We start from the raw sequence: 379 nt of genomic DNA on the forward strand, positions 1-379 counted from the left end.
TGAAGTGCTATACTAACGTTGTAACAGTAGTGGCTAATAAGATATAATAAATCCAATAGAGAAAAGAGGTAATTATCATGCCACAAAGTTACACACCCGAATTTAAGAAAAAAATAGTACGTCTTCATGAAGAGGAAGGTCGTACCTACAAAAGCATCACCGCTGAGTATGGGGTATCGAAAGCCAGCATTTCTAAGTGGTGTAGCGAGTTTAGTAAAGAATGCCAGTCAAGCCCGGAAGCCAAAGAAGATTATGACAACATGAAGGAGATGCTCAGACTCAAAAGAGAAAACGAAGAACTTCGTAAGGAGAATCTTTTCTTAAAAAAAGCGGCGGCATTCTTTGCAAAGGAAATCGATTAGAGGCTTATCGATTCATC

Annotated in this window: 1 pseudogene; it reads left to right on the forward strand. The window is 38.8% G+C overall.

The annotated features are described in order from the left end of the window. Positions 1 to 77 precede the first annotated feature (77 nt). Positions 78 to 379 (forward strand): annotated as a pseudogene (locus GPK83_RS16465) (transposase); the annotation flags it as partial.

It is taken from the genome of Clostridium sp. MCC328 (assembly GCF_018785465.1).
Lineage (GTDB): Bacteria > Bacillota > Clostridia > Lachnospirales > Lachnospiraceae > Pilosibacter > Pilosibacter fragilis.